The following is a 23554-nucleotide window of genomic DNA, read 5'->3' as shown; positions in this document are numbered from 1 at the left end:
AAAGAATCCAGAAATGGACGGAGCTGCGCTTGCCTTGAGCACCTTGGCTCGGCACCGGGCGCGGACGACGCGACGACACCGGTTTTTCAACCTCCCGGAGTTTCCCCATGTCCACCCTGTTCGAGGCGACCGCCCTGGTCGTACCGTTTGAGAACCTGAGGATGACCGACGTCGAGTCTGTTGGCGGCAAGAACGCCAGCCTCGGCGAAATGATCTCGCAGCTCGCCGCCAGCGGCGTGCGCGTCCCCGGAGGCTTTGCCACCACGGCGCATGCCTTCCGGCAGTTCCTCAAGCACGAGGGGCTGGACGCGCGCATCGCGGCGCGTCTCTCCACGCTCAACACCGATGACGTCCGCGCGTTGGCCGAGGCTGGCGCCGAGATCCGCGGCTGGATCGAGAACCAGCCCTTCCCGGCCGATCTGGAAGCCGGCGTGCGCGCGTCCTTCGCGCAGCTGACCGCCGACAACCCCGGCGTGAGCTTCGCCGTGCGTTCGTCCGCCACGGCGGAAGACCTGCCCGATGCCTCCTTCGCCGGCCAGCAGGAAACCTTCCTGAACGTCGTCGGCATCGACGAGGTGCTGCACAAGATGCGCGAGGTGTTCGCGTCGCTCTACAACGACCGCGCCATCAGCTACCGCGTGCACAAGGGCTTTGCCCACAACGACGTGGCCCTGTCGGCCGGCGTGCAGCGCATGGTGCGCAGCGACCTCGGCTCGGCCGGCGTCATGTTCACCATCGATACCGAGAGCGGCTTCCAGGAAGTGGTCTTCATCACGTCCAGCTACGGTCTGGGCGAAACGGTGGTGCAGGGCGCCGTGAATCCGGACGAGTTCTACGTACACAAGCCGGCGCTGAAGGCCGGCAAGCTGGCCATCATCCGCCGCAACCTGGGCTCCAAGCTGCTGCGCATGGAGTTCGCGTCGCCCGAAGAAAAGGCCGCGTCCGGCAAACTGGTGAAGACGGTGGACACTGCCGTCGAGTCCCGCAACCGCTATTCGCTCAACGACGCCGAAGTCACCGAACTGGCCCAGTACGCGCTGATCATCGAGCAGCACTATGGCCGCGCGATGGACATCGAGTGGGGCCGCGACGGCGTGGACGGCAAGATCTACATCCTGCAGGCCCGCCCGGAGACGGTGAAGAGCCAGCAGGCCGGCCAGGTCGAGCTCGCCTACAAGCTCAAGGCGCACAGCGCCGTGCTGGCCGAGGGCCGCGCCATCGGCCAGAAGATCGGCACCGGGCCCGTGCGGCTGGTGGAGAGCGTGGCCGAGATGGACCGCGTGCAGCCGGGCGACGTGCTCGTCACCGACATGACAGACCCCAACTGGGAGCCCGTCATGAAGCGCGCCAGCGCCATCGTCACCAACCGTGGCGGCCGCACCTGCCACGCGGCCATCATTGCGCGTGAACTGGGCATCCCGGCCGTGGTCGGCTGCGGCGACGCGACGGACAAGTTGAAGGACGGCCAGCTCGTCACGGTCGCCTGCTCCGAGGGCGACACGGGCTATATCTACGACGGCCTGCTCGAGACCGAGATCAGCGAGGTGCACCGCGGCGAGCTGCCGTACTGCCCCATCAAGATCATGATGAACGTCGGCAACCCGCAGCTGGCCTTCAACTTCGCGCAGATGCCTTCGAGCGGCGTGGGCCTGGCCCGGCTCGAGTTCATCATCAACAACAACATCGGCGTCCACCCCAAGGCCATCCTGGACTATCCGAACATCGATGCCGACCTGAAGAAGGCCGTCGAGTCAGTGGCCCGCGGCCATGCCTCGCCGCGCGCCTTCTACGTCGACAAGCTCGCCGAAGGCATCGCGACGATTGCCGCCGCCTTCTTCCCGCGCCCTGTCATCGTTCGCCTGTCGGACTTCAAGAGCAATGAGTACCGCAAGCTCATCGGCGGCAGCCGCTACGAGCCGGACGAAGAGAACCCCATGCTGGGCTTCCGCGGTGCGTCGCGCTACATCAGCGGCGACTTCCAGGACGCCTTCGCGATGGAGTGCGAGGCCTTGAAGCGCGTGCGCAAGGAGATGGGCCTGAACAACATCGAGATCATGGTGCCCTTCGTGCGTACCGTGAAGCAGGCCGAGAAGGTCGTCTCCATGCTGGCCGACCGGGGCCTCAAGCGCGGTGTCGACGGCCTGCGCATCATCATGATGTGCGAGGTGCCGAGCAATGCCATCCTGGCCGAGCAATTCCTGGAGCACTTTGACGGCATGTCCATCGGCTCCAACGACCTGACGCAGCTGACACTGGGCCTGGACCGCGACTCGGGCCTGGAGCAACTGGCCGGCGACTTCGACGAACGCGACCCGGCCGTCAAGGCCATGATCTCGCGCGCCATCCGCGCCTGCCGCGCCACCGGCAAATACATCGGCATCTGCGGCCAGGGCCCCAGCGACCATCCTGACTTCGCCGACTGGCTGGCCGAGGAGGGCATCGTGTCGATCTCGCTGAACCCCGACACCGTCATCGAGACCTGGCAGCGTCTGGCCGCCAAGTAAGTCTTCGCGATTGAGCGACTGAAGATCGGCCCGGGTTCTCCGCAAGGGAACCCGGGCTTTTTGTTGCCATCATCGCGACCGTGTCCGCCAGCCCTCTGCACCGCCGCTATTTCCTGTTCGCACTGAGCTTCATCGCGTTGGTGGTGGGCCTGGGCCTGGCCGAGCAGCGTGGCCTGCCCAAGGCCTGGATCGGCTACACCTTCCTCGGCACGACGGTGCTGGTCTACGCCGTCATCGGCATCCTCTGCCGCACGACCGATCCGGCCGAATACTTCGTCGCCGGCCGCCGCGTGCCGCCGCTGTACAACGGCATGGCTGCCGGCGCCGACTGGATGAGTGCGGCCACCTTCATCGGCCTGGTCGGCACGCTCTATGCCAGCGGCTATGCAGGCCTGGCCTATGTGCTGGGCTGGACCGGCGGATTCGTCCTCGTGGCGCTGTGCATCGCGCCCTATCTGCGCCGTTTCGGCCAGTTCACGCTGGCCGACTTCCTCGCCGAGCGCTTCGACAGCCGTGCGCTGCGCCTGGTCGGTGCGGCGGCCGCCATCCTGGTGTCCTTCGTCTATCTGGTCGCGCAGATCTACGGCGTGGGCCTCATCACGACGCGGCTGACGGGCCTGGGCTTCGAGGTGGGCGTTTTCGTCGGCCTGGGCGGCGTGCTGGTCTGCTCCTTCCTGGGCGGCATGCGCGCCGTCACCTGGACCCAGGTGGCGCAGTACCTCATCATGATCCTGGCCTATCTGGTGCCGGTCATCTGGCTCAGCGTCAAGCAGACCGGCTGGCCGCTGCCGCAGCTCGTCTATGGCCAGCAGCTGCACCAGCTTGCCGAGCGCGAGCGCGAGCTGATCCGCGACCCGGCCGAGCTGCAGGTGCGCGCCATCCACCAGCAGCGCGCCGATGCGGCCGAGGCGAAGCTGGCCGACGTGCCCAAGGCCCTGGCCGACGAGCAGGCGAGGGCGGCCGCCCAGGTGGCAGCGCTGAAGTCCGAGGGTGCGCCGCTGGCGCGCATCCAGGCCGCCGAGAAGCAGCGCGCCGCGCTGCCGCGCACACCGCCCGAGGCCGAGGAGCGCTGGCGGCGCGAGCAGGTGGGCGAGGCCCAGCTGGCCCAGCCGCTGTCCGGCCTCGTTCCGCATATGCAGCCCTTTGCCGGCAACCCGGATGGCAGCCCGCCCGAGCGCGAGCAGGCGAGCGCGGCGCGCCGCAACTTCATCGCGCTGGCGCTGTGCCTGATGGTGGGCACGGCCGGCTTGCCGCATCTGCTGACGCGCTACTACACGACGACGACGGTCAAGACGGCGAGAGAGTCGGTGGCCTGGTCGCTGGTCTTCATCTGCCTGCTCTATCTGACGGCGCCGGCGCTGGCCGTGATGGTCAAGACCGAGGTGTTCAACAGCCTGGTGGGCACCTCCTTCGACCAGTTGCCCGCATGGATACGCCAGTGGCAGCGCGTCGACCCGGCCCTGCTGTCGGCCGTCGACCTGAACGGCGACGGCAAGCTGCAACTGGGCGAGCTGCGCCTGCACCCCGACCTCGTCATGCTGGTCATGCCCGAGCTGGGCGGTCTGCCCTATGTCATCTCCGGCATGGTGGCTGCCGGCGGGCTGGCGGCGGCGCTGTCCACCGCCGACGGCCTGCTGCTGGCCATTTCCAGCGCCCTGTCCCACGACCTCTACTACAAGGCCATCAACCCCGAAGCCTCGCGCACGCGCCGCGTCACCCTGTCCAAGGCCCTGCTGCTGGCGGCGGCGCTGGGCGCGGCGGCGGTGGCGTCCAGCCGGCCGGCCGACATCCTGGCCGTCGTCACCGCGGCCTTCTCCATCGCCGGCTCGACCTTCTTCCCGGCCCTGGTGGCCGGTGTCTTCTGGCGCCGGGCCAATCGCAGCGGCGCCCTGGCCGGCATGCTGACCGGGCTGGCGGTGTGCCTGCTCTACCTCGTCATCGCCCACCCGGGCGGTCGCGCGCTGGTGGGGCTGCCCGGGCCGGTGACGCTGTGGTGGGGCATCCAGCCGGTGTCGGCCGGCCTGTTCGGCGTGCCGGCGGGCGCACTGGCGCTGGTCATCGTCAGCCTGATGACCGCGGCGCCCAGCCAGCGCGACCGTGATTTCGTCGACAAGCTTCGCAGCCGCCCGGTGGCCTGATCGAGGCGCTGATTTGGCCGTTTGCGCCTTCCAGGCTAGAATCCTTGGTTCCCCCTTGCCGCACCGCGTGTAGACGCCGTGATGCGGCTTCCACAGACCGGCAGTCACTTTCGACAACGCCGGGCTGGAATCCACAAGGAGTAAATATGCGTCACTACGAAATCGTTCTGCTGATCCATCCGGATCAAAGCGAACAAGTTCCGGCCATGCTGGAGCGTTACAAGGGCCTGATCACCACCGGTGGTGGTGTCGTGCACCGAGTCGAGGACTGGGGCCGTCGCCAGATGGCTTACCTGATCCAGAAGCTCGCCAAGGCCCATTACCTGTGCCTGAACATCGAGTGCAGCAAGGAAGTCCTGGCTGAGCTCGAGACGGGCTTCCGCTTCAACGACGCCGTGCTGCGCCACCTCACCGTGGTTCAGGACAAGGCCATCACGACCCCCTCGGTCATGATGAAGGCCGTCGAGCGCGAAGAAGCCCGCAAGGCTCCGCAGCAGGAAGCGGCCTGAGCACTGCTCATCGCTAAAGAACCAGGTTTTTCGAGCAGCGTGCCGACTGAGTGAACCAGCTTCACCTGCAGGCACAGATCCAGCAACTCGGTCTGATCCGTTACACCCCCGCCGGGCTGATGGCCCTGGACGCAAGCCTCAAGGCTGAGTCCGAAGTCATCGAAGCCGGCAAGCCGCGCAAGATCTCCTTGGAGATCAAGGCGGTTGCGGTGGGCGAGGTGGCCAAGCAGTTGCAGGCGCTGGGAGTCGGTGGCATCGCGGTCTTCCGCGGTTTCCTGACCCACCAGCGCAACGGCCGGGGCTTCATCGCCCACGTCACCGTGATTGAACCCGCTGCTTCCTAGAACCCGGAATTGATTGATCCGGATAGATTTAACAGAGGTCCTCTATGCCCCCGCCACGTGGTAAAGGTCGCTTCTCCAAAGACAAGAAGCCCAAGCGCAACCAACAATCGTTGCTGTTCCGTCGCAAGCGTTTCTGCCGCTTCACCGTCGCCGGTGTCGAGCAGATCGACTACAAGGACATCGACACGCTGCGCGATTTCATCTCCGAAAACGGCAAGATCACGCCCGCTCGCCTGACCGGCACGCGCGCCTTCTTCCAGCGTCAGCTGACGGTGTCCATCAAGCGCGCGCGCTTCCTGGCCCTGCTGCCGTACAGCGACCAGCACAAGGTCTAAGGAGCTGACGACATGCAAGTGATCCTGCTCGAAAAAGTGGCCAACCTCGGCAACCTCGGCGACGTCGTCAAGGTCAAGGACGGTTATGCCCGCAACTTCCTGATCCCGACCAAGGCCGCCCGTCGTGCGACCGAAGCCGCGATCAAGGAATTCGAAGCCAAGCGCGCCGAACTCGAAAAGATCGCCGCCGCCAAGCTGGCCGAAGCCCAGAAGCTGGGTGAAGCCATCGCCGGCAAGACCGTCCGCATCGCCCAGAAGGCCGGTGTTGATGGCCGTCTGTTCGGCTCGGTGACCAACGCCGACGTCGCAGAAGCCCTGACCAAGGCCGGCACCGCCGTCGCCAAGGCCCAGGTGCGCCTGCCCAACGGTCCGCTGAAGACCGTCGGCGAGTTCCCGGTGAGCGTTGCTGCCCACACCGACGTGGTCGTCGAGATCACCGTCCAGGTGGTTGCTGAAGCCGAGTAAATCTCGCTTCCCCTGATGGCGCGGTGACACTTGGTCGCCGCATCATCGAACGAAGGCCGATACCCTCAGGGTTTCGGCCTTCGGTTTTTTAGGGCCTGAGTTTTCCCGCTCGACCCACCGGTCACACCCAGCTCGTCCACAGGTTTGTCCACAGGCATGTCAGCCATCTTTCCCGCTTCCTCCTCCGCCGCGCCGCATGACGACGAAGTCGCGCGGTTGCGCGTGCCTCCGCACTCGGTCGAGGCCGAGCAGAGCGTGCTTGGCGGCCTGCTGATCGACAACTCGGCCTGGGACAAGGCGGCCGACCTGCTGACCGAGAGCGACTTCTATCGCTTCGAGCACAAGCATGTCTACGCGGCCATCGGCAAGCTCATCAATGCGGGCAAGCCGGCCGACGTCGTCACCGTCTTCGACGAGCTGACTTCGGTCGGGCGCGCCGAGGAATGCGGTGGCCTGGCCTATCTGAACGCGCTGGCCCAGAGCGTGCCCAGCGCCGCCAACCTGCGCCGCTACGCCGAAATCGTTCGCGAGCGCGCCATCCTGCGCAAGCTGGTCACCACCAGCGACGAGATCGCCACCGCTGCGATGAACCCCCAGGGCCGCGCCGTCACGCAGATCCTCGACGAGGCCGAAGGCAAGATCTTCAAGATCGGTGAAGAAGGCTCGCGCAGCAAGCAGGGCTTCCAGAGCATGGACCAGCTCGTCGTGCAGCTGATCGACCGCGTCAACGAACTGGCCGAGAGCGGTGCCCAGGATGTGACCGGCGTGCGCACCGGCTTCTACGACCTGGACCGCCAGACCGCCGGCCTGCAGGGCGGTGACCTCATCGTGCTGGCCGCGCGCCCGTCCATGGGCAAGACCGCCTTCGCGGTCAACATTGCCGAGAACGTGGCCATCAACGAAGGCCTACCCGTCGTCATCTATTCGATGGAAATGGGCGCCGCCCAGCTGGCGCTGCGGATGGTGGGCTCCATCGGCCGCATCGACCAGAGCCATCTGCGCACCGGCCAGCTGAAGGACGATGAGTGGGGCCGCCTGTCCGAGGCTGTCGACAAGCTCGGCAAGGCCAGCATCTTCATCGACGAGAGCCCGGGCCTGTCGCCCAGCGAGGTGCGTGCCCGCGCCCGCCGCCAGGCGCGCATCTGCGGCCAGTTGGGGCTCATCGTCATCGACTACCTGCAGCTGATGTCTGGCAACGGCGGTGGCAGCGAGGAAAACCGCGCCACCGTGCTCGGCGAAATCTCCCGCGGCCTGAAAGCCCTGGCCAAGGAGCTGCGTTGCCCCGTCATCGCACTGTCGCAGCTGAACCGCTCGGTGGAGCAGCGCCCCGACAAGCGGCCCATGATGTCCGACCTGCGTGAGTCCGGCGCCATCGAGCAGGATGCCGACATCATCATGTTCATCTACCGCGACGAGTACTACACCAAGGACGAGTGCAAGGAACCCGGCGTGGCGGAGATCATCATCGCCAAGCAGCGTAACGGCCCGGTGGGCACCGTGAAGCTGATGTTCCAGCGCATGCACACCAAGTTCGAGAACCTCGCGCCTGGCTATGTCGGCGTGGAGCGCGACGAGTACTAGAACCTCGACGGACACCAGTTGGAGAGGCCACTGACGCGCAGCGCGCATCAGTGGCCTTGTGACGTCGGCTCAGGGAAAGTTGGTCACCGTGGGCGTGAAGGCCGCGTTGCACGCGGTCTGGCCGCCCGTGTTGTTGATCGGGTTGATGATCCCGCCATTCGACCCCAGGCAGACCGAGATGATGCTGTGGAAGCGCACGTTCGAGTTGACCGGCGCCTCGACCGCACGGTCCAGGAAGATGTTCGGGTTGGTGAACACGCTGTAGATACCCAGCCCCCAGGCCTCGTGGCTGGTGACGCTGTCGGCGACCTTGTAGGAGGCATAGCCCCGGCCGCTGGCACTGTTCCATGAGGCCTGGTTCGGCGGGTCATACGGAATCTCCGACTGGTAGAAGTACACCCGGCCGCCGTTGCCGTTCCACATCACCTGATGGTTCTGGAAGTGCTCGACGAACAAGCCGTAGATCGTCACGTTGTTGCCGTTCACCCAGAGGCCATAGGCCGACGGGTTGGTCGTCCAGCCGACGCCCGCGCCATGGTCGGCGCGCCAAAGCCAGGTGTGGTCGACGATGGTGTTGTGGGCGTTGATGCTCAGGCCGAATGCCGCGCGTCCCGCCGCGGCGCCGCCCACACGGAAGAACACGTCGTGCAGCACGGTCGGGTTGGCCGCATGGTTGGCACTGGCCCCGTTCGGGCCGACTTCCAGCAGCACGCCGGACTCCGTGGCGCCCGCGTCGAAGAAGAGGCCGGAGATGGTCAGGCCATCGACATCCGCCGTCTTCATCAGCGGCTGGCCGTTGTCCGAGCGCAGCGTCGGGAAGCCGATGCCCAGCAGAACGGTGTTGGGGCTGTTCACCTGCAGGGTCTGCGTCAGCACGTAGATGCCGGGTGTGAACAGGATGTGCCGTCCGGCGGCCAACTGCGCATTGATGGTGGCCGCGCTGTCCGTCGGCCGAGCGATGAAGAACTGGCCGATGGGAATGGTGCTGCCCGGCGTGGTGGCCCCGTTGGACCAGCTGATGCCCGAGCTGTTGGTGCGCAGGGAAGGCAGCCGCACCGCATAGCCGCCGTTGGTGTCGATGAAGAGGTAGGGCTTCTCGCGTACCACCGGGGTTTCGGTCACCTTGGTATAGCGCTGGCCCTGCGTCGGGAAATTGCCGGCGGGCGCGCTGGGAACGCCCACGAAGACCATGTTCCAGCCGGAACCGGTCCAGCTTCCCCATTGGCTGTTGCGCGAGATCCATTGCTGCTGCGAAGCGGAGTTCACCTGCCCGTCCACCAGCACCTCCGAGAACCAGCCACCGCTGGACCAGCCGTTGTTCTGGTTCAGCTTGATGTTGCCGCGCACATGCATGCGCCGGAACGGGATGGCCTGGGAGACCGCCCACTGCAAGGTGTTGTTGCCGATGCCCAGACTGGGCGTGACGGAGAAGTTTTCGGCGCCGCGCCAGAAGTTCTGGGTGGCGTTGTCACCGCCCAGGAAGGCATCGGATCTAAGGTCGCCGTTGACATGCACCTGATCCGGGTGGCTGCCAAGACCCAGCACCTGCGTGTAGAAACCGACCGGAATGCGCAGGTTGTTGTAGGTGCCGGGCGTCAACAGGATGGCGTCACGACGGTCGCCGAAGTGGTTGCCCTGCTGCGCGCTGTAGATGTCGTTGATGAGGCCCTGCAGGTTGGGCGTGGTGGGACTGACGATGCGAACGTTCGGCCCCAGATCGGGCGCCGGGCCAGGGCCTGTCGGTGGGTTGGCGATGATGAACTGTTCCCACGCACCAACCGCTGAGCGATTCGCGACCAGGGCGCCGCCAATGTTCAGGTCGGCACTGACATACAGGTTGTTCGCTGCGGAGCGCAGCGCGACCGTGCCGTTGGCCTGAGGCACCAGGGTGAATTGCTCCCAGCCACCGATGCTCGCCCGGTTCGCGATCAGCTTGGCGGCATTGGGAGCGGCCAGGCCGATGTCTGCGGCGACGAGATTGCCGCTCACCGTCGCCTTGAGGGAGATCGTGCCGTTGGTGTTGGCGATGATCTCGAACTGCTCCCATGCACTCGCGGTCGGCGCCGTCGCGGTAAGGAAGGAAGTCCCTGTTGCGGTCGCGCTCACGAAGTTGTTGTTGGCGACGGCCTGCAGGGTCGCCGCTTCTGCGATGGTGAAGGCGCTGAGCAGCGCAGCGAGCGCGCCACCCTGCAGGAATCGTCGAAGGGCGGGGTGCCTCATCCACTTCATGTTTGTCTCCTGTAGTTTGGGTTCGTCATCGGCACCGACGCACAAAATGGAACCGGTTCCAATGCGGGCCTGAGTTGAGCATTTCCGGTCCAGTTCTGGTTTAAGGGTTAGCCCGCTGCAGGCCTTTTCGGCCCTATCCTCGAAGCGCTCGGCCACGCGGCCGAGCGCGGGGCGGCCCGGCGCCAGCACGGCATTGCGCCTCGCTGAGGAGATCGTCAAGCGCCGGAAGAGCTGCGACGCTGCGCTATTTCTCCGCCAGATTGGCCACCAGCAGGATGAGCTCGGCCACGTCGAAGGGCTTGGCCAGATGGGCCTGGAAGCCGGCCATCAGCGAGCGCTTGCGGTCCTCGGCCCGGGCGAAGGCCGTGAGTGCCAGGGCGGGGATGCGGGAGTCGCGGGCCTCGGTGGCCCGCAGCGCGCGGATCATCTGGTAGCCGTCCACGGCGGGCATGCCGACATCGCTGACGATGACGGTCGGCCGTGACAGCTGGACGGCCTCGAGCAGCTCCTGCGCCGAGGCGAAGGCCACCACGCGGGCGCCCTGATCCTCCAGGATGCGGCACAGCAGGCCGCGCGCATCGGCTTCGTCGTCCAGCACGAAGACGTGAACGCCGTCCAGCTTGGGCAGGGCGAGGTTCTCGCTGGCGCGGGCGTCGGCAGATGCGGCGTCGTGAACGCGCTCCTCGGCCGTCTGCAGGAGGGACAGCGGCAGCCTGGCCAGGAAGCTCGCCCCCTGGCCTTCGCCGGCGCTCTCGGCCCGGATGCTGCCGCCGTGCAGCTCGATGAGCTGCTTGCAGATGGCCAGCCCCAGGCCCAGGCCGCCGTGAGCCCTGGTGGTGGAACCGTCCTGCTGCGTGAAGCGGTCGAACACCTGCGGCAGGAAGGAGGCCGGGATGCCTGCACCGGTGTCGCTGACGCTGAACTCGACATGGGAATCGATGCGCTGCAACAGCACCTGCACGCGGCCACCCGCGGGGGTGAACTTGATCGCGTTGTTTAGCAGGTTCCACACCACCTGCTGGAGCCGCCCGCTGTCGCCATTGACCATGGCCGGGCCGGCGTCCAGCAGCGATTGCAGCTCCACGCCCTTTGCCGCAGCCGCGGGCGCGACGGATTCGACGGCCGCCTGGATGACGTCGGCCATGCCCAGCTGCCGCAGGTCCAGCCGCAGCTTGCCGGTCATGATGCGATTGAGGTCCAGCAGGTCGTCGATGAGCTGCACCTGGGCGCGCGCGTTGCGGTCGATGACCTCGATGGCGCGCTGCAGATTGATGCGCGCGTCGCCCGGCCTGGCCCGCAGCAGCACCTGCGTCCAGCCGAGGATGGCCGTCAGCGGCGTGCGCAGCTCGTGTGACAGCGTGGCGAGGAACTCGTCCTTGATGCGCGTGGCGCGTTGGGCGGCAATGCGTGCATTGCGCTCGGCGCCCAGGATCTCCTCGTGCTCGCGGTTGGCCAACTCCATGGCCTCGATGCGCATGCTGGCCGTCAGGTCGCGCGTCAGCTTGGCATAGCCGATCAGCTGACCGCCCTCGTCGCGCAGCGCCGTGATGGTCACTTGGGCCCAGAAGCTCGTGCCGTCCTGGCGCAGCCGCCAGCCCGTGTCCACGAAACGGCCGGTCTCCTGGGCCTGCTGCAGCTCGTATTCCGGCCAGCCGCTTTCGCGCACCTCGGCCGGGTAGAAGGTGGAGAAATGCTTGCCCAGGATGGCGTCGGCCGCATAGCCCTTGATGCGCTGCGCGCCCTCGTTCCAGGAGGCCACGCGGCCGTTCACGTCGAGCATGAAGATGGCGTAGTCGGCCACGCCTTCGACCAGCAGCCGGAAGCGCTCCTCGCTGCGCTTGAGCGCCTCCTCTTGGTGGCGCCTTTGCGTCAGGTCGCGCGTGACCTTGGCGAAACCCACCAGCCGGCCCGAGGGGTCTCGCATCGCCGTGATGACGACATTGGCCCAGAACAGCGAACCGTCCTTGCGCACGCGCCAGCCCTCATCCTCGAAGGCGCCGTCGCGCGTCGCCATCTCCAGCTCACGCTCGGGCAGTTGCCGGGCCAGCGCCTCCGGCGGGTAGAAGCGCGAGAAATGGCTGCCGATGATCTCGTCCGCCCGGTAGCCCTTGAAGCGCTCGGCGCCGGCATTCCAGGTCAGCACATGGCCTTGCGGGTCCAGCATGAAGATCGCGTAGTCGCGCACGCTGTCCACCAGCAGGCGAAAGCGCTCCTCGCTGCGCAGCAGGCCCTCGTCATCTGCTTTCAAGTTTTTCTTTCGCTGTGGCGGTCGACCCGGGAGCACGCAGTTCGGTTGATGAGGGCGGCAAGAGAGCCGGACCTGGGCCGAGAGCCAAAGAGAAGGCCCGACGCGTTGGCTTCGGGCCTTCAGTCGTTGGCCCTTGGAGCGGCCTGTTGAGGCTACAGCTCTGGCGTTCGACGATTCAAATCTAGCCGCCCGAGCGGGGGACGGCCATCTCATCAATGCCGCGTGCGCGTGTAGGCCTTGCCCTACGTGTCGGTCCGCAATGAGGGCTGCAGGCTGTTGCGCCGCGCCAGCGCCGGGAAGAGCTTGAACCACAGCGCGACGACGGCCAGCGTCCCCACGCCGCCCAGCAACACCGAGCCCACCGGGCCGAGCAGGGCGGCTGTGGCGCCCGACTCGAACTCGCCGAGCTGGTTGCTCGCGCCGATGAAGACCGAGTTCACGGCGCCGACGCGGCCGCGCATGTCGTCGGGCGTCTCGAGCTGCACGAGGGACTGCCGGATGACCACGCTGAACATGTCCGCCGCACCGCTGACGGCCAGCACGGCGAAGGCGACCCCGAAGGAGGTCGTCAACGCAAAGGCGATCATCGTCAGGCCGAACACGGCCACGGCGCCCAGCAGCCAGTGGCCGGCACGGCGGGCTATTGGGTGGCGTGCCAACCAGACGCCGACGACGACGGCGCCCAGCGCCGGCGCCGCGCGCAGCAGGCCCAGGCCCTCGGGCCCGGTGTGCAGGATGTCTCTGGCAAAGATGGGCAGCAGGGCCGTGGCCCCGCCGAGCAGCACGGCGAAGAGGTCCAGCGAGATCGCGCCGAGCACGACGGGGCGCTGCCAGATGAAGCGGATGCCAGCCGTCAGCTGCGCCAGGTCGGGCGCGGCACGGCGTGGCTGGGCGGCGCGATGGCGGATGGTCAGCACGTTGGCGATGGCCGTCGCGAGCAGCAGCAGCGACACGCCGTAGACCACCGCAGCGCCCCAGTGCGCCGCCTCGCCCTCATGGCCGAGCCACGACGCGACCGATGGCCCCAGCGCATAGAGGGCACCGCCGAGTGCCGGCCCCGCGATGATGGAAACCTGCATCGTCGAGCTGGCCGCCGCCACGGCGCGCGGCAGCAGGGCGGGCGTCACCAGCATGGGCATCAGGGCCTGCTGGGACGGCATCTGCAGCGCCCGCGCGCAGCCCAGCAGGATGGACAGCGCGAGGATCAGGTTGGGCCCGACCCAGTTGCCCGCGCTGCCCAGCGCCAGGCAGGCCGCGGCCAGGCATTGCAGACCGAGGCTGCCCGCCAGCAGCAGGCGGCGGTCGCGCTGGTCCACGAGGTGGCCGGCCGGCAGCGTCAGCAACAGCGCCGGCAGGAATTGCGCGAGGCCGACCAGGCCCAGGTCCCAGGCGCTGGACGTCAGGTCATACATCTGCCAGCCCAGGGCCACCATCAGCATCTGGTTGGCCGCGCCGCCGGTCACGCGGGCACCCAGCAGGCGCAGGTAGTCGCGTTGATCACGCAGGCGTGCCGGCGTGCCGGGAATCGCTTCCGAAATATTCATCGAGCCGAGTCTAAGGAGGTCGCCGTGCTGCCGAGACCTGCCGCCGCGGCCTCACCCAGTATCTGGGCAGAACCGGGTCAGGGCTTGCGCGGCGGCGTGCAGGCGTCGGCGATGCGGGTCCAGCGCTCGGTCAAGGTGGTGGTCCAGACCACGCCACCGCCGCCGCCTTGGGCCGCTTGCAGGGCGGCCAATTGCTGGCGTGCTTCGGCGGCCTGCTGCGGCGTGCCGTTGCGGATGGTGGCCTCGATCTTCTCGTAGACCGGCGCCATCGCGGCGGCCCTGTCCTGGGCCGATGGCAGGGCCGCGATGGCTGCGCGGGCCTTGGCGGCTTCGGCCGGCGACAGACCGCGTTCGACCATGGCGAGGGCGGCCGCCGGGTCGCTGCCGCCGCCGCCTGGCGCGGGCGTGAAGCTCATCTGCCGTTCCCAGGTCTTGGCGTCGATCTGCTTCCAATGCTCCTGCAGACGGCCGGCCTGGCATTCGGCCTGCAGCTCGGCGCCGCCCTGGGCTGGCCACCAACGCGTCTTGCAGCGATCGGGCAGCAGCTTGGGCGGCACGGAGACGCCCGCCACACACCAGGTCACCGGCTCGCTGCCCGCATAGCTCTGCTGATGCGAGCGCCCCCCGGCCACGGTGGTGACGATGCGGTTGCCATTGCTGCCGTCCCAGCGCTCGATGCGCTCGGCCAGCATCGGGCCGCTGCCGCTGCGCATGCGGGCTTCGCCGTCGATGCGGTAGTTGCCGGGCGAGGGCATGGGCATGGGGGACGCGGCGGCGCAGCTCAGGGTCAGGACGAGAAGCGAAAACGGCAGGCGCCGTGCAAGGGAAAAAGGCATGGCGCGCACTCTATGCGGAGCCTGGTCAGCCACCGTCCCAGGCGGGTATCGATCCGTTTCTGGAACTGCCGCCGAATACTGTATATATTTACAGTATGCCACCCGCTCCCACCCGCATTGCTGCCGCCCAGCCCACCCTCGTTCCCCTCGACTCCATCAAGGGCCGCGGCACGGCGACGGCCATGCCGCACCGCTTCGAGCAGCGCGAGCGCGAGCAGTACGACGACGGCTGGGGTTCGCTGGACCAGGAAGCCGCCGAGGAGCATCTGCCGGTGGCGACGCAGATCATCGAGGAGCATGCGAAGAAGATCGTCACCAGCAACCAGTCGCCCGACATCTCCTTCGACTACTCCATCAACCCGTATCGCGGCTGCGAACATGGCTGCATCTACTGCTTTGCGCGGCCCACGCACAGCTATCTGAACCTGTCACCGGGGCTGGATTTCGAGACGCGCATCGTTGCCAAGGTCAATGCGGCCGAGCGCCTGCGCGAGACGCTGGCGGGGTCGAGGTACGAGCCCCGCTCGCTGGTGCTGGGCACGGCCACCGATGCTTACCAGCCCATCGAGCGCAAGCTGGGCATCACGCGGCGCATCGTCGAGGTGCTGGCTGAAACCAGCCACCCGTTTTCCGTCGTCACCAAATCCAGCGGCATCGAGCGCGATCTGGACCTGATCGCACCGATGGCGGCGCAGGGGCTGGTGTCGGTCTATCTGTCGATCACGACGCTGGACAACGATCTCGCCCGCATCCTCGAGCCGCGTGCCGCGGCACCGGCGCGGCGGCTGCGCACCATCCAGGCCTTGGCCGAGGCGGGTGTGCCGGTGGGCGTCAGCGTGTCGCCCATCATTCCCTTCATCAACGAGCCCGAGCTGGAGCACATCCTGGAGGCTGCCCATGCGGCCGGTGCAAGCAGCGCTTTCAGCATCCCCATCCGCCTGCCCTGGGAGGTCAACCCGCTCTTCCAGGACTGGCTGCAACGCCACTTCCCGGACCGCGCCGAGCGCGTGATGGCCCGCATCCGTGAGATGCGCGGCGGCAAGGACAACGATGCCCGCTTCGGCACACGCTTCAGTGGCGAGGGCATCTGGGCCGATCTGCTGCGCGCGCGACTGCGGCGGGTGGTGGCCAAGCTGGGGCTGCGCACGGAACGAAGGCCGGTGCAGCTGTCGCTGTTCAAGCCACCGCGCAAGCCTTCGGCGCAGGGTGACCTCTTTTAGCTGGTTGAGGACAGAGCGCCTCGCTTTGCTCGCCGGTCTGTCCCGCAAGGTCCTCAGCTTCTGCAGCCGGCCAGCAAGTCCCACTCCGGCTTGTAGACATCCGCCCGCGCGCCCACCCAGCCCATCACGGTGTGGAAGAGGTTGTCGTGCGAGGCCGGTTTATCGCGCAAGGATTGCAGGCAGCCGGGCTTGAGCGACTTGGCCATGCCGCCGCCCTCCGGCGCCCACAGCACCATGGGCACATGGGTCTGCTCAATGGGCGCCATCGCATAGGGCATGCCGTGCAGATAGAGGCCGTTCTCGCCCAGCGACTCGCCGTGGTCGGACACATAGAGCATGCCGACATCGAAGGCCTGCTGCGTCTGCAGCCAGGCGATGGAGCGGGCCAGCAGCCGGTCGGTCGTCACCAGCGTGTTGTCGTAGGCGTTGACGACCTGCTGGCGTTCGCATTCCTGCAGTTGGTTGCGTTGGCATTCGGGCTGGAAGGGCTTGAGGTCGGCCGGCGAGCGCTTGAAATAGGCCGGCCCATGGCTGCCCATCTGGTGCATGACGAGGACGAGGCCGCGCTGGAGGCGCTCCGGGTCCAGCGCGGCGATGCGCTTGTCCAGCTCGTGCAGCAGGGCTTCGTCGAAGCACTCCTCCTCGCCCATTTCGTCCTTGTGGCACAGGCCCGCGGGCAGCGCCGCGGCACCCTGGGGCAACCTGGACGTCGGGCTGTTGGGCACGCGGTCGCACAGGCCCTTGCAGCCGCTCTGGTTGTCCAGCCAAAGCACGGCCAGGCCGGCGCGTTCCAGCACGTCCAGCAGGTTCTGCTGAGGCTTGCCGGCGTCGAAGTCGGCGCGGCCCTGGGGCGCGAACATGCAGGGCAGTGACGCGGCCGTGGCGGTGCCGCAGGACGAAACCTGGCGCAGGCTGACGAGGCTGGCGCCTTGCAGCTTGGACAGCTCGGGGTTGGTCGGCTTCGAATAGCCGTTCAGGCTGAAGTTCATCGCCCGTGCCGTTTCGCCGACGACGAAGAGCAGCAGCGGTGGCTTGGCACCCTCGGCGCGTGGCAGCAGGCGCGCATCGGCACCGATGACGACCGGCGGACCCTTGGGGCCGGACAGGCTGCGCACGCCGACGGCGCTGACCGAATAGACGGCATTCAGCGGCGTGACCATGTAGCGGATGGTCTTGTAGGTGCGCATCGTCGACGACAGCGTCGCGAACACGCTGAGCGCCAGCAGCACCATCAGTACGACGCCCAGGCCGAGCGATGCGAGATTGCCGCCCAGTCGCTTGGCGAACGCCTGGCGCGGCGCTTGCGGCCGGCGCAGCAGCCACCAGGCGGGCAGGGCGCCGAGCAGGAGCAGGCTGGCCAACAACTTCCAGCTCAGCAGGTCGCGCGTTTCGCGTGCATCGGTCTGCACCATGTTCACGACCATGGTGGGATCGAAGACGATGCCGTAGCTGCCGATGAAATAGGCCAGCGCGCCGCTGGCGAGCAGCAGCACGACGACGACGCCCTTGATGAGGCGCGGCCAGGCCAGCAGGCTGAGCACGGCGCCCGTCGCGGCCGTCACCATGCCGGCGAAGGCGACGGTGAAGGCTATGCCGACACCGGGCAGGGTCTGGAGCTGCTTCCACAGTGGCCAGTTGGCGAGCAGGCCCATCCACAGGGCGGCCAGCCAGGCCTGGGTCAGCGGGCGTGAGGTGTCGGGCTGGAACCAGGCCAGCAGGCGCTTGAGCAGGGGCATTGAAAGGAGCTTAGGGGCGGCGCGCGCATTCTCGCGGCGCCACGTGACCGCCGCCTCGGGTGATACGCGGCTGACAGCGGCGTGTCAGTTCAGGCGGCGACGGTGGTCGCCGTCGTGCGCAGCGTGACGCCGCCCGCGGCGCGTGCCTTGCCCGGGCCACCGGTCATGGGCTTCACATAGCGGCCATGCAGGTCTTCGATCTGTTCGGCCAGGCCCGAAGCGCCCTCGATCTTCTCGGCATGGCGCTTCAGCACCAGGCCGGCCATGTCGATGAGCTTGGCATTGCGGGTCGCCTCGCCCTGCTGGATGAGCAGCTCGACAGCCGCCTTGGCGCTGCCGCGCAGCGAGTGGCGCATGGCCGTCTCGGCGACATTGAAGATCTGCTGGTGGCAGTCGCGGAACTGTTCGGCCGCGCCCTGGTGGGCTTCGGCCATGGAGACGAGGATCTCGGTGCTGGCCTTGGCCGAGCAGTAGCGTGTGCCCAGGCCCTTCAGGATGGGCATCATCTCCTCGAGCTCGACCTCCTGGCTGGACAGGCGTATCCACAGCGCCGTCAGCAGCGAGGCGGCTTCGAGATCGAAGTTGCCGGCCTGGGCATGCTCGGTGAACTCGCGTGCCATGACGAGGGCCTGGCCGACGCGGCGCTCCAGCAAGAAGGCGAGGCCGCGAAACACCAGGTCGAAGCGCTGCAGCCGGATCGAGCCGGGCGCGCGCTCCATCGCGGCGGTGAGCGAATCGTGGGCGTACTTGAAGCCCTTGAAATCCTTGGCGTCGAAGCGCATCAGCCCGATCAGCACGAGGCTGAGCATGTCGAAGAGCTTGGAGCGCAGGCCCTGCGACATCGCCCGCTCCAGCATCTTCAGCGCCTCGGCGCGCTGGCCGGCGTAGAAGCCCAGGCTGCCGCAGCGCTGCAGGCGCAGCAGGCAGCCCGGCGTCAAGGTGGCCGCCGTCTGATAGGTCTTCAGCGCCTGGGCCAGGTCGCCCTGTTCCATCTGCACATGGCCCATCAGGTCGTGCGAGTCGGCGTAGTCGGGCAGTTCGCCGATGAGGTTCTCCAGCGTGCGGCGTGCCGCCTGGATGTTGCCGCTGGCGACCTCGGTGCGTGCCACGCCCAGCCGCGCCCAGGGCACGGTCTTGGCCGCGATGATGGCTTCGTACAGCGTCTTGGCGTCGTCGAAGCGCTTCAGGCGCAGCAGCAGCTCGGCGCCGATGCGCGCGGCGTAGAGCCAGTATTTGTCCTTGGCCTCGAAGCGCGCCATGCACAGGTTGGCGGCAGTCTCGAAGTCCTCGTTCTCGATCGCTTCGAAGATGCCCTTCAGGATGCGTTTGCGCTGGCGGGCGCTGGCCAGGCGCTCGGCGAGGTTGGCGCTGGTATAGGGCTTGATCAGGTAGGCATCGAGGGCGGCCTCGGCGGCTTCGGCGACCTTGGCATAGGTGGCCTCGCTCGTCACCATGACGAAGACGGTGGAGTAGGGCAGCAGGCCTTCGCGCCGCAGCTCGTCCAGCAGGTCCTGGCCCGAGGTGTCGCTGCTGTCGAAGTGGTAGTCGCACAGCACGATGTCGAAGGTCTGGTGCTCGAGCATCACGCGAGCATCCTTGACGCGCGGAGTCTGTTTGACCGTGCCCACACCGAGGTCGCGCAACTGGGCCGACATCAGGCTGCGCGAGTTGGCGTTGCTGTCGATGATCAGCGCCGACGCGGTCTGGATGGTCTGGTCCATCAGGAACATGCGGCCTCCCGCCCCGGCACCAGGCCGTGGACTGTGATTGGGAAACGCGCGGATCGAATCACTTATGAGGAATCGGAGTGACAGTCGATGGACTTTAGGGTTTATGCGTCAAGCCGGGAAACCTCGTTTACGTGTGTGGGCGCTGCCCGCCGTGACTTAAGGCGCAGGCTGGCTGCGCGTTACGTGCAGCCAGCGGGCATAAAAAAGCCGCGGCCCCTTGCGGGACCACGGCTTAGACGGGCAAGCGAATGGCTTACTTGAACAAATCCTTGACCCGATCCGTCCAGCTCTTGGCATTCGGCGAGTGGCGCTCGCCGCCCTTCTTCAGCGACTCGTCGAGCTCCTTGAGCAGCTTCTTCTGGTGCTCGGTCAGCTTGACCGGCGTCTCGACGGCGATGTGGCAGTAGAGGTCACCGGGATAGCTGGAGCGCACGCCCTTGATGCCCTTGCCGCGCAGGCGGAAGGTCTTGCCGTGCTGCGTGCCTTCAGGCAACTCGATCTCGGCCTTGCCGCCGAGCGTGGGCACCTCGATGTTGCCGCCCAGGGCCGCCGTGATCATCGACACCGGCATCGTGCAGTGCAGGTCGTCGCCGTCGCGCTCGAAGATCTCGTGCTGCTTGATGCGGATCTCGATGTAGAGATCGCCCGCCGGCCCGCCATTCACGCCAGGCTCGCCATTGCCCGCGGAGCGGATGCGCATGCCCTCGTTGATGCCGGCCGGGATCTTGACCTCCAGCGTCTTCTGCTTCTTGACCTTGCCCTGGCCGTTGCAGGTCGTGCAGGGGTCGGGAATGATCTTGCCGCTGCCGTGGCAGTGCGGGCAGGTCTGCTGGATGCTGAAGAAGCCCTGGCGCATATGCACCGTGCCCGAGCCTTGACATGACCCGCAGGTCTTGGCACTGGTGCCGGGCTTGGCGCCGGTGCCGCCGCAGGTCTCGCAGCCTTCCCAGCTCGGGATGCGGATCTGCGTTTCCTTGCCGCGGGCGGCTTCCTCGAGCGTGATCTCCATCGCGTAGCTGAGGTCGCTGCCGCGGTAGACCTGCTGGCCGCCGCCCGCGCCACGGCGCTGGCCGCCCTGGCCACCGAAGATGTCGCCGAAGATGTCGCCGAAGGCCTCGGCAAAGCCACCGAAGCCTTCCGCGCCCGGGCCGCCGCGGCCGGCACCCATATTGGGGTCGACGCCGGCATGGCCGTACTGGTCATAGGCCGCGCGCTTCTGCGCGTCGGACAGCATCTCGTAGGCTTCCTTGCCTTCCTTGAAGCTCTCCTCGGCCTTCTTTGCACCCTCGCCCTGATTGCGGTCAGGGTGGTGCTTCATGGCCAGCTTGCGGTAGGCCTTCTTGATGTCTTCGTCGCTCGCGTTCTTGGCGACGCCGAGGACTTCGTAGTAATCGCGCTTGGACGCCATCGTCTTCTTTCAAGGGAAAAGCCCGAGGGCGCTATGAGGCGCTCCCGGGCTGTGAAGTCATCGAAGGATTACTTGTTGTCCTTGACTTCCTTGAACTCGGCATCAACGACATTGTCGTCGGCCGGGCGCTTCGCTTCGCCTTGCGGCGCGGCCTGCGGCTGCTCGGCGCCACCGGCACCGGCGGCTGCCGCTGCAGCGGCCTGCGCGCCCTGCTGGTCGGCGTAGATCTTCTCGCCCAGCTTCTGGCTGGCCGTCATCAGCTTCTCGGTCTTGGCCTCGATGTCGGCCTGGTCGTCACCCTTGATGGCTTCTTCCAGGTCCTTGGCCGCGGCCTCGATGGCTTCCTTCTCGGCGGCTTCGAGCTTGTCGCCATGCTCGCTCAGCGACTTGCGCACGCTGTGGACCATGCCGTCGGCCTGGTTGCGGGCCTGCACCAGCTCGACCTTCTTCTTGTCCTCGGCCGCGTTGGCTTCGGCGTCCTTCACCATCTTCTCGATCTCGGCTTCGGACAGGCCCGAGTTCGCCTTGATGGTGATCTTGTTTTCCTTGCCGGTGCCCTTGTCCTTGGCGCCGACGTGCAGGATGCCGTTGGCGTCGATGTCGAACGAGACCTCGATCTGCGGCGTGCCGCGCGGTGCCGGCGGGATGCCTTCGAGGTTGAACTCGCCCAGCGACTTGTTGGCCTGGGCCAGCTCGCGCTCGCCCTGGTAGACCTTGATGGTCACGGCCGGCTGGTTGTCGTCGGCGGTCGAGAAGGTCTGGCTGAACTTGGTCGGGATGGTCGTGTTCTTCTTGATCATCTTCGTCATCACGCCGCCCAGGGTTTCGATGCCCAGGCTCAGCGGGGTGACGTCCAGCAGCAGCACGTCCTTGCGCTCGCCGCCCAGGACCTGGCCCTGGATGGCGGCACCGACGGCCACGGCCTCGTCGGGGTTCACGTCACGGCGCGGTTCCTTGCCGAAGAACTCCTTGACCTTGTCCTGCACCTTGGGCATGCGGGTCATGCCGCCGACCAGGATGACGTCGTCGATGTCGCTCAGCGCCACGCCGGCGTCCTTGACCGCGGTGCGGCAAGGCGCAATCGTGCGCTCGATCAGCTCGTCAACCAAGGACTCCAGCTTGGCGCGGGTCAGCTTGACATTCAGGTGCTTCGGGCCGGTCGCGTCTGCCGTGATGTAGGGCAGGTTGACGTCGGTCTGCGACGAGTTGGACAGCTCGATCTTGGCCTTCTCGGCGGCTTCCTTCAGGCGCTGCAGGGCCAGCACGTCCTTGGTCAGGTCGACGCCTTGTTCCTTCTTGAACTCGGTGACGATGTAGTCAATGATGCGCTGGTCGAAGTCTTCACCGCCCAGGAAGGTGTCGCCGTTGGTCGACAGCACTTCGAACTGCATTTCGCCATCGACGTCGGCGATCTCGATGATGGACACGTCAAACGTGCCGCCGCCGAGGTCATAAACGGCGATCTTGCGGTCGCCCTTGCCGTGCTTGTCCAGGCCGAAGGCCAGTGCCGCGGCGGTGGGCTCGTTGATGATGCGCTTGACGTCCAGGCCGGCGATGCGGCCGGCGTCCTTGGTGGCCTGGCGCTGGGCGTCGTTGAAGTAGGCCGGCACCGTGATGACGGCCTCGGTCACTTCCTCGCCGAGGTAGTCCTCGGCGGTCTTCTTCATCTTGCGCAGCACTTCGGCCGAGACCTGGGGCGGCGCGAACTTCTTGCCGCGCACTTCCACCCAGGCGTCGCCGTTGTCGGCGGCGGCGATGGTGTAGGGCATCAGGTCGATGTCCTTCTGCACTTCCTTCTCGGCAAACTTGCGGCCGATCAGGCGCTTCACCGCGTAGAGCGTGTTCTTGGGGTTGGTGACCGACTGGCGCTTGGCGGAGGCGCCGACGAGGATCTCGCCGTCTTCCTGGTAGGCAATGATGGACGGCGTCGTGCGGGCACCTTCGGCGTTCTCGATGACGCGCGTGGTGTTGCCTTCCATGACGGCCACGCACGAATTCGTGGTGCCCAAGTCAATGCCGATGATCTTTCCCATTTGGAACTCCTGAAGATTTGTTGATGTTTTGGATTTGTGGATAACTTGCCGTCCTTCAAGGGCGGCAGGCTGTGAATTAGTGGGGACAGAGCATGTCGCTTCGCGCCAAGGTCGGTCCCCAGGTCATTAGCGAGGCGCCGAGACCGTCACCAGGGCCGGACGCAGCACGCGGTCGGCAATCAGGAAGCCCTTTTGCAGCACCGCGACGACCGTGTTGGCGTCCTGGGTCGGTGCCGGCACCACGGAGATGGCCTGGTGCTGGTGGGGGTCGAACTTGGCGCCCTGGCCGGGGTTGATCTCGACGACCTTGTTGCGCTCCAGCGCGCTGGACAGCTGGCGGCGCGTGGCATGGACGCCCTCGAGCACGGTCTCGACGCTGGCGCTGGGCGTGGCGATGGCCGCTTCCAGGCTGTCCATCACCGGCAGCATGGCCTCGGCAAAGGCTTCGACGGCGAACTTGCGGGCCTTGGCCACGTCTTCGTCCGCGCGGCGGCGGGCGTTTTCCGTCTCGGCCTTGGCGCGCAGATAGGCGTCGCTCATCTCGGCCAGGCGGCCTTCGAGCTCGGCAATCTTGATTTCGGGGTTCAGCTCGGCGGCCGTGGGGTCGGCAGCGCCGGCTGCGTCTTCGGGCAAGGGGTTTTCGGTCGTCATGGCAGAAAAGGGGGCAATCGCGTTGACATGGGCGCGATGGCCC

17 protein-coding genes are annotated in these 23554 nt (G+C 66.9%); 8 read left to right on the top strand and 9 right to left on the bottom strand.

The features are described from left to right. Positions 1 to 107 precede the first annotated feature (107 nt). The 7 genes from ppsA to dnaB all read left to right on the top strand — a co-directional run bounded on the left by ppsA (position 108) and on the right by dnaB (position 7876). A complete protein-coding gene (gene ppsA / locus AC1D2H_RS02810; RefSeq protein WP_478009802.1) occupies positions 108 to 2504 on the top strand; it encodes a phosphoenolpyruvate synthase in 2397 nt (798 codons plus the stop codon). Positions 2505 to 2584: 80 nt separating this feature from the next. Continuing rightward, positions 2585 to 4642 (top strand): sodium:solute symporter family protein, encoded by a 2058-nt coding sequence (locus AC1D2H_RS02805; RefSeq protein WP_478009801.1) that lies wholly within the window; start codon positions 2585 to 2587, stop codon positions 4640 to 4642. 146 nt (positions 4643 to 4788) lie between these two features. Then, on the top strand, positions 4789 to 5151 hold the full coding sequence (rpsF, locus tag AC1D2H_RS02800) for a 30S ribosomal protein S6 (protein WP_119045492.1): 363 nt from the start codon (positions 4789 to 4791) through the stop codon (positions 5149 to 5151). 50 nt (positions 5152 to 5201) lie between these two features. Further along, entirely contained in the window at positions 5202 to 5495 is a 294-nt protein-coding gene (gene priB, locus AC1D2H_RS02795) for a primosomal replication protein N (protein WP_477928518.1), read from the top strand. 44 nt (positions 5496 to 5539) lie between these two features. Next, the gene (gene rpsR / locus AC1D2H_RS02790; protein ID WP_056198092.1) at positions 5540 to 5830 is read left to right on the top strand and encodes a 30S ribosomal protein S18; all 291 of its coding nucleotides are present in this window, start codon (positions 5540 to 5542) and stop codon (positions 5828 to 5830) included. A gap of 12 nt (positions 5831 to 5842) precedes the next feature. Next, positions 5843 to 6295, top strand: coding sequence for a 50S ribosomal protein L9 (gene rplI / locus AC1D2H_RS02785; RefSeq protein WP_477928520.1), 453 nt, complete (start codon positions 5843 to 5845; stop codon positions 6293 to 6295). A gap of 156 nt (positions 6296 to 6451) precedes the next feature. After that, the gene (gene dnaB / locus AC1D2H_RS02780) at positions 6452 to 7876 is read left to right on the top strand and encodes a replicative DNA helicase (RefSeq protein ID WP_477928522.1); all 1425 of its coding nucleotides are present in this window, start codon (positions 6452 to 6454) and stop codon (positions 7874 to 7876) included. A gap of 69 nt (positions 7877 to 7945) precedes the next feature. Here the strand turns inward: dnaB and AC1D2H_RS02775 are convergent, their stop codons facing one another. From AC1D2H_RS02775 to AC1D2H_RS02760, 4 genes are all read right to left on the bottom strand, one after another. Further along, positions 7946 to 10294: a hypothetical protein gene (locus tag AC1D2H_RS02775; protein WP_478009800.1), complete on the bottom strand. Its 2349-nt coding sequence runs from the start codon at positions 10292 to 10294 to the stop codon at positions 7946 to 7948. Between the two features lie 55 nt (positions 10295 to 10349). Continuing rightward, complete coding sequence (locus tag AC1D2H_RS02770; protein WP_477928525.1) at positions 10350 to 12353, bottom strand: PAS domain-containing hybrid sensor histidine kinase/response regulator; 2004 nt, start codon at positions 12351 to 12353, stop codon at positions 10350 to 10352. A 242-nt stretch (positions 12354 to 12595) separates the two neighbouring features. Continuing rightward, positions 12596 to 13897 (bottom strand): MFS transporter, encoded by a 1302-nt coding sequence (locus AC1D2H_RS02765; protein WP_478009799.1) that lies wholly within the window; start codon positions 13895 to 13897, stop codon positions 12596 to 12598. 77 nt (positions 13898 to 13974) lie between these two features. Further along, positions 13975 to 14733 (bottom strand): hypothetical protein, encoded by a 759-nt coding sequence (locus AC1D2H_RS02760; RefSeq protein ID WP_478009798.1) that lies wholly within the window; start codon positions 14731 to 14733, stop codon positions 13975 to 13977. Between the two features lie 95 nt (positions 14734 to 14828). Between AC1D2H_RS02760 and AC1D2H_RS02755 the strand changes: the two genes are divergently transcribed. Next, positions 14829 to 15953: a PA0069 family radical SAM protein gene (locus tag AC1D2H_RS02755; RefSeq protein WP_478009797.1), complete on the top strand. Its 1125-nt coding sequence runs from the start codon at positions 14829 to 14831 to the stop codon at positions 15951 to 15953. 53 nt (positions 15954 to 16006) lie between these two features. Here AC1D2H_RS02755 and AC1D2H_RS02750 read toward each other — a convergent pair whose 3' ends face one another. From AC1D2H_RS02750 to grpE, 5 genes are all read right to left on the bottom strand, one after another. Beyond that, on the bottom strand, positions 16007 to 17689 hold the full coding sequence (locus AC1D2H_RS02750; RefSeq protein WP_478009796.1) for a phosphoethanolamine transferase: 1683 nt from the start codon (positions 17687 to 17689) through the stop codon (positions 16007 to 16009). An 89-nt stretch (positions 17690 to 17778) separates the two neighbouring features. After that, entirely contained in the window at positions 17779 to 19419 is a 1641-nt protein-coding gene (locus tag AC1D2H_RS02745; protein ID WP_477928535.1) for a response regulator, read from the bottom strand. A gap of 253 nt (positions 19420 to 19672) precedes the next feature. Then, the gene (dnaJ, locus tag AC1D2H_RS02740; protein WP_478009795.1) at positions 19673 to 20827 is read right to left on the bottom strand and encodes a molecular chaperone DnaJ; all 1155 of its coding nucleotides are present in this window, start codon (positions 20825 to 20827) and stop codon (positions 19673 to 19675) included. A 68-nt stretch (positions 20828 to 20895) separates the two neighbouring features. Next, the gene (gene dnaK, locus AC1D2H_RS02735) at positions 20896 to 22860 is read right to left on the bottom strand and encodes a molecular chaperone DnaK (protein WP_478009793.1); all 1965 of its coding nucleotides are present in this window, start codon (positions 22858 to 22860) and stop codon (positions 20896 to 20898) included. 126 nt (positions 22861 to 22986) lie between these two features. Beyond that, on the bottom strand, positions 22987 to 23511 hold the full coding sequence (gene grpE, locus AC1D2H_RS02730) for a nucleotide exchange factor GrpE (protein WP_477928541.1): 525 nt from the start codon (positions 23509 to 23511) through the stop codon (positions 22987 to 22989). Positions 23512 to 23554 lie beyond the last annotated feature (43 nt).

The sequence above is a fragment of the Roseateles sp. P1_C1_2 genome (assembly GCF_056406535.1).
This window is presented reverse-complemented; position numbering and strand designations above follow the sequence as displayed.

What these genes read in the sequence shown, in the direction of transcription:
- ppsA (WP_478009802.1), top strand. Translation starts at nt 108, where the DNA reads ATGTCCACCCTGTTCGAGGCGACCGCCCTGGTCGTACCGTTTGAGAAC.
- rpsF (WP_119045492.1), top strand. Translation starts at nt 4,789, where the DNA reads ATGCGTCACTACGAAATCGTTCTGCTGATCCATCCGGATCAAAGCGAA.
- rpsR (WP_056198092.1), top strand. Translation starts at nt 5,540, where the DNA reads ATGCCCCCGCCACGTGGTAAAGGTCGCTTCTCCAAAGACAAGAAGCCC.
- rplI (WP_477928520.1), top strand. Translation starts at nt 5,843, where the DNA reads ATGCAAGTGATCCTGCTCGAAAAAGTGGCCAACCTCGGCAACCTCGGC.
- dnaB (WP_477928522.1), top strand. Translation starts at nt 6,452, where the DNA reads ATGTCAGCCATCTTTCCCGCTTCCTCCTCCGCCGCGCCGCATGACGAC.
- AC1D2H_RS02765 (WP_478009799.1), bottom strand. Translation starts at nt 13,897, where the DNA reads ATGAATATTTCGGAAGCGATTCCCGGCACGCCGGCACGCCTGCGTGAT.
- AC1D2H_RS02760 (WP_478009798.1), bottom strand. Translation starts at nt 14,733, where the DNA reads ATGCCTTTTTCCCTTGCACGGCGCCTGCCGTTTTCGCTTCTCGTCCTG.
- AC1D2H_RS02755 (WP_478009797.1), top strand. Translation starts at nt 14,829, where the DNA reads ATGCCACCCGCTCCCACCCGCATTGCTGCCGCCCAGCCCACCCTCGTT.
- AC1D2H_RS02750 (WP_478009796.1), bottom strand. Translation starts at nt 17,689, where the DNA reads ATGCCCCTGCTCAAGCGCCTGCTGGCCTGGTTCCAGCCCGACACCTCA.
- AC1D2H_RS02745 (WP_477928535.1), bottom strand. Translation starts at nt 19,419, where the DNA reads ATGTTCCTGATGGACCAGACCATCCAGACCGCGTCGGCGCTGATCATC.
- dnaJ (WP_478009795.1), bottom strand. Translation starts at nt 20,827, where the DNA reads ATGGCGTCCAAGCGCGATTACTACGAAGTCCTCGGCGTCGCCAAGAAC.
- dnaK (WP_478009793.1), bottom strand. Translation starts at nt 22,860, where the DNA reads ATGGGAAAGATCATCGGCATTGACTTGGGCACCACGAATTCGTGCGTG.
- grpE (WP_477928541.1), bottom strand. Translation starts at nt 23,511, where the DNA reads ATGACGACCGAAAACCCCTTGCCCGAAGACGCAGCCGGCGCTGCCGAC.